3 protein-coding genes are annotated in these 4,348 nt (G+C 35.9%); 1 reads left to right on the top strand and 2 read right to left on the bottom strand.

The features are described 5' to 3' along the window. Positions 1-1,741: molecular chaperone HtpG (htpG, locus tag A9G30_RS05485; RefSeq protein ID WP_065588297.1), on the bottom strand; the 1,741-nt coding region annotated here is incomplete at its 3' end. A 314-nt stretch (positions 1,742-2,055) separates the two neighbouring features. After that, positions 2,056-3,417 (bottom strand): sodium-dependent transporter, encoded by a 1,362-nt coding sequence (locus A9G30_RS05490; RefSeq protein ID WP_218057730.1) that lies wholly within the window; start codon positions 3,415-3,417, stop codon positions 2,056-2,058. 308 nt (positions 3,418-3,725) lie between these two features. Here A9G30_RS05490 and ubiG point away from each other — a divergent pair. After that, the coding region (ubiG, locus tag A9G30_RS05495) for a bifunctional 2-polyprenyl-6-hydroxyphenol methylase/3-demethylubiquinol 3-O-methyltransferase UbiG (RefSeq protein ID WP_065588298.1) at positions 3,726-4,348 on the top strand (623 nt) is incomplete at its 3' end.

Here is a 4,348-nt window from a genome sequence, read left to right on the forward strand (position 1 = left end):
CAATACGTTTAACCAATTTATGATCTGGATTGATTTCAAACGTATATTTGATTTCTGGCGCTTTTTGACCTGCAGCAGCAAACAATTTAGCCATTTGTGTACTCATTTCGTCAGCGGCTGTGGTGACAATTGCAGGTGTATCAGTTAACCGATGAGTTAATTTAACGTCTTTCACCTTATCGCCTAATGTGTTTTTGACTCGTTCAATAAATGGCTCAAGTTCTTTTTCAACTTGTTTTTGCTCTTCTGTATCTTGATCGGCAAGCTTTTCAATAGATTCGTCGGATTTACTGATTGATTGGAATTGTTTACCATCAAATTCCGTTAAATTGCTCATCATCCATTCATCAATGCGATCAGATAATAATAATACTTCAATACCTTTTTTGTGGAATAGCTCAAGATGAGGACTATTTTTTGCCGCACCATAGCTATCAGCGGTAATGTAATAGATCTTCTCTTGACCTTCTTGCATACGGCTAATGTAATCTTCTAGTGACACCGTTTGCACATCGCTATCGGTATGCGTTGAAGCAAAGCGAAGTAATTTAGCGATTGCATCACGGTTTGCAAAGTCTTCACCAGTACCTTCTTTTAATACTAAGCCAAATTCACTCCAAAATTGTTGATATTGTTCTTTGTCGTCTTTAGCCAGTTTTTCAAGCATTTGTAACACACGCTTAGTACATGCATTACGCAAGTTTTGTGTGATTTTGTTATCTTGCAAAATTTCACGCGATACATTTAATGGAAGATCGTTTGAATCAATTAAACCTTTTACAAAGCGTAAATAATTAGGCATAAATTGTTCGGCATCATCCATAATAAATACACGTTGTACGTAAAGCTTTAAGCCGTGTTTATTATCACGATTCCACAAATCCCAAGGCGCTTTCGCAGGAATATAAAGTAAGCTGGTATACTCTTGCTTACCTTCAACGCGATTATGACTCCAGCTTATTGGATCGGCAAAATCATGCGATAAATGTTTATAAAACTCTTTATATTCGTCATCGGTCACCTCAGATTTGCTACGAGTCCAAAGTGCTTGAGCTTTATTGACTTTTTCCCATTTCACTTCTTTGCTTTCTTCGTCAGTGGTTTGCACTTCAACAGGGAGTGAAATGTGATCAGAATATTTGCTAATAATAGAACGCAAACGCCAATCGTCTAAAAACTCTTTTTCGTCTTCTTTTAAGTGTAAAGTGATTTCGGTACCACGAGTTTCTTTATTATCATCAGAGATGGTATATTCACCTTCACCAGCAGATTCCCACATAACCGCTTCGTCAGCTTTGGCTGTGGCTGCGCGCGTTCTCACTGTAACTTTGTCAGCAACAATAAAGGCTGAATAAAATCCAACACCAAATTGACCAATGAGTTGGCTATCTTTTGCTTGATCGCTACCAATTGATTCCAAAAATGCTTTAGTACCTGATTTAGCAATAGTCCCTAAATTTTCAATCACTTCATCGCGGGTCATACCAATGCCATTATCAGCAATGGTTAATGTGCCAGCTTCTTTATTAGTAGAAATGCGCACACCCAGTTCACCATCACCAGCATATAGGTCTGGGTTTTCAAGCGCTTTAAAACGTAATTTATCGGCTGCATCAGATGCGTTTGAAATGAGTTCTCTTAAAAAAATCTCTTTATTTGAATATAAAGAGTGAATCATTAAATGTAGAATTTGTTTAACTTCAGATTGAAATCCACGAGTTTCAGTACCTTGCTTACTCATTGACTAGTTCCTCTATCATATTTAGTCATTTCAATTAATGCTAATGGCGAAAATGAATTTGTTATCAACTAACTTTTTCATTTCGCCAGCTAATTAGCTCATCGCTAGTTAGTATTAATTGAATAAATTAACATAATGGTTTGATTTATTGATGTATTGCTATATGGGAATAAAAAAACAGATTTCAATAGAAAATGTCAAATTTATTCATTAGTTGGTTGTTTTTTGTTAAACAATTTTATTAAAAACATTTTTAATAAAAAGAAAAAAGCCTTGAATATATCAAGGCTTTTAACTGGAGTTATAATGTCTTTTTAGACAAATCCATAAACCAAAATTATGATAACAGCTACTGGCACAACATAACGAGTTAGTGCTGTCCAAATGTTAAACCAGAAATCGTTTAAATTTAACTCTTCGCGAATGCGTTTTTGATTCATCATCCACGCGCCAAATACAACCGTGCCTAATCCAGTAACTGGTAACATGATTTTACTGGTTAGGTAATCAAGTAAATCAAAAATATTTTTACCAAATAGTTTTACTTCGGCCCATTCATTAAACGATAAAATACAAGCGATACCTAATGCCCAGATAACTAGGCTACTTAAAATCGTTGCTGACTTTCTGCCTAATGGTGTTTTTTCTTCTAATAATTCAACCGTTGGTTCAAGTAATGAAATAGAAGAAGTTAGTGCTGCAAAAGTTAGGAAGATAAAGAAAAATACCCCTAAAATAGTGCCACCAGCCATATTTCCAAATGCAATTGGTAGGGTAACAAAAATAAGCCCAGGTCCTTCACCTGCTTGTAAACCATTTGCAAAAACTAGTGGAAATATAGCCATACCTGATAGCATTGCGACAATAACATCTAAAATTACCACTGTGCGAGCGGTAGATAGTAGGTTAACCTCTTTTCCTAAGTATGAGCCATAAGCCATCATAATGCCCATACCTAAAGATAAGCTAAAAAATGCATGCCCAAGAGCGGCTAACATAGCAGTGCCATTAATAGCCGAAAAGTCTGGCGTGAATAAAAATCTAAATGCCTCACCAAAAGATGAACCACTGACATAGGCTGCGTATCCAACTAATACTAACAACAAGATACCTAGTCCAGGCATCATAATTTTACACGCTCGTTCTAAACCAGCACCAACGCCCAGTGCTACAATAAATGCGGTAGCAGCCATAAATACAGTGTGCCAAGTTAATAAATGGCTCACATTGCCAAGGAAGTTACTAAAAATTTGTTCTGTAACTTTGCCATTGGCGCCTTCAAAAATCCCTTGACCAGCTAAAATAATGTAATCGGTCGCCCAACCACCAATAACACTATAAAATGATAGGATTAAAAATGATCCTACTACGCCAATAATACCAACCCAATGCCATGATTTAGAACGATTTTCAGAAACAGCAACATCTTCCATGGTATGAATTGGATTTTTTTGTCCACGACGACCGATTAGCCATTCTAAAACTAAAATCGGCAAGCCAATAACAAACATAAAAATCAAATAAGTGAGCACAAATGCTGAGCCCCCCATTTCACCTGCCATATATGGAAATTTCCAAATGTTACCCAACCCAACAGCAGAACCAGCCGCAGCAAGCATAAATCCCATGCGCGAGCTCCATTGTGAGTGATTTTCCTTCATAGTACCCGTACTCATGAATATTTTTTTCCTTTATTCTTAATTGGTTAATCCTAGTATAAGCTAATGCTTAAAAACGTTTTTATTAGAGATAAGGTGTTAAATCATGCCATGAAATAAGCATGGAAACAAGAAATCATTAAAACTATTAATATAAATAACAATTTGACTATTAAATTTTATAGTAGCTTGAATTCAATTTGTGACAAGCTACTAACTAAATATTAACAGCAGGGTAAATTTATATTTTGCTCTTTTATTGATAGTAGTGATGCCTTAAAATATATGATTATGAATTTAGGCTGTGCTTTATAGGAAAAGTTATCATGTCACAAAATGTTGATTTTAATGAAATAAATAAATTTTCACAATTAGCTGCTCAGTGGTGGGATCTTGATGGTAAATGTAAACCTTTGCATATTATCAACCCATTACGTGTTAATTATATACAACAACATTGTGGATTATTAGAGCAAAAAGCGGTATTAGATGTAGGATGTGGTGGCGGTATTTTATCTGAAAGCTTAGCGAAACTGGGTGCTAATGTGACAGCCATTGATCTTGCTGATGAGTCACTCGCTGTGGCAAAACTGCATGCTGCGCAAAATGGTTTATCTATTGCCTATGAAAAACAGACTGTAGAACAGCATGCAGAGCAAAACCCTATGCAATACGATATTGTAACGTGTATGGAGCTGTTAGAACACGTCCCCGATCCATTTTCAATTATTGATGCTTGTGCAAAATTGCTTAAACCAGGGGGTAAATTATTTTTATCGACGATTAACCGTAATCATAAGGCAAAATTGCTATTGATTTATGGAGCAGAATATATTGCTCGGCTAGTACCTAAAGGCACACATGATTTTAATCGCTTTATTCGTCCCTCAGAATTAATGTCGCTTGTTGAGCAAGCAGGTTTCACTGTTGGTGATGTAATAGGCATGGA

The organism is Gilliamella sp. Fer4-1 (assembly GCF_001690515.1).
Taxonomy (GTDB): Bacteria; Pseudomonadota; Gammaproteobacteria; order Enterobacterales; family Orbaceae; genus Gilliamella; species Gilliamella apicola_C.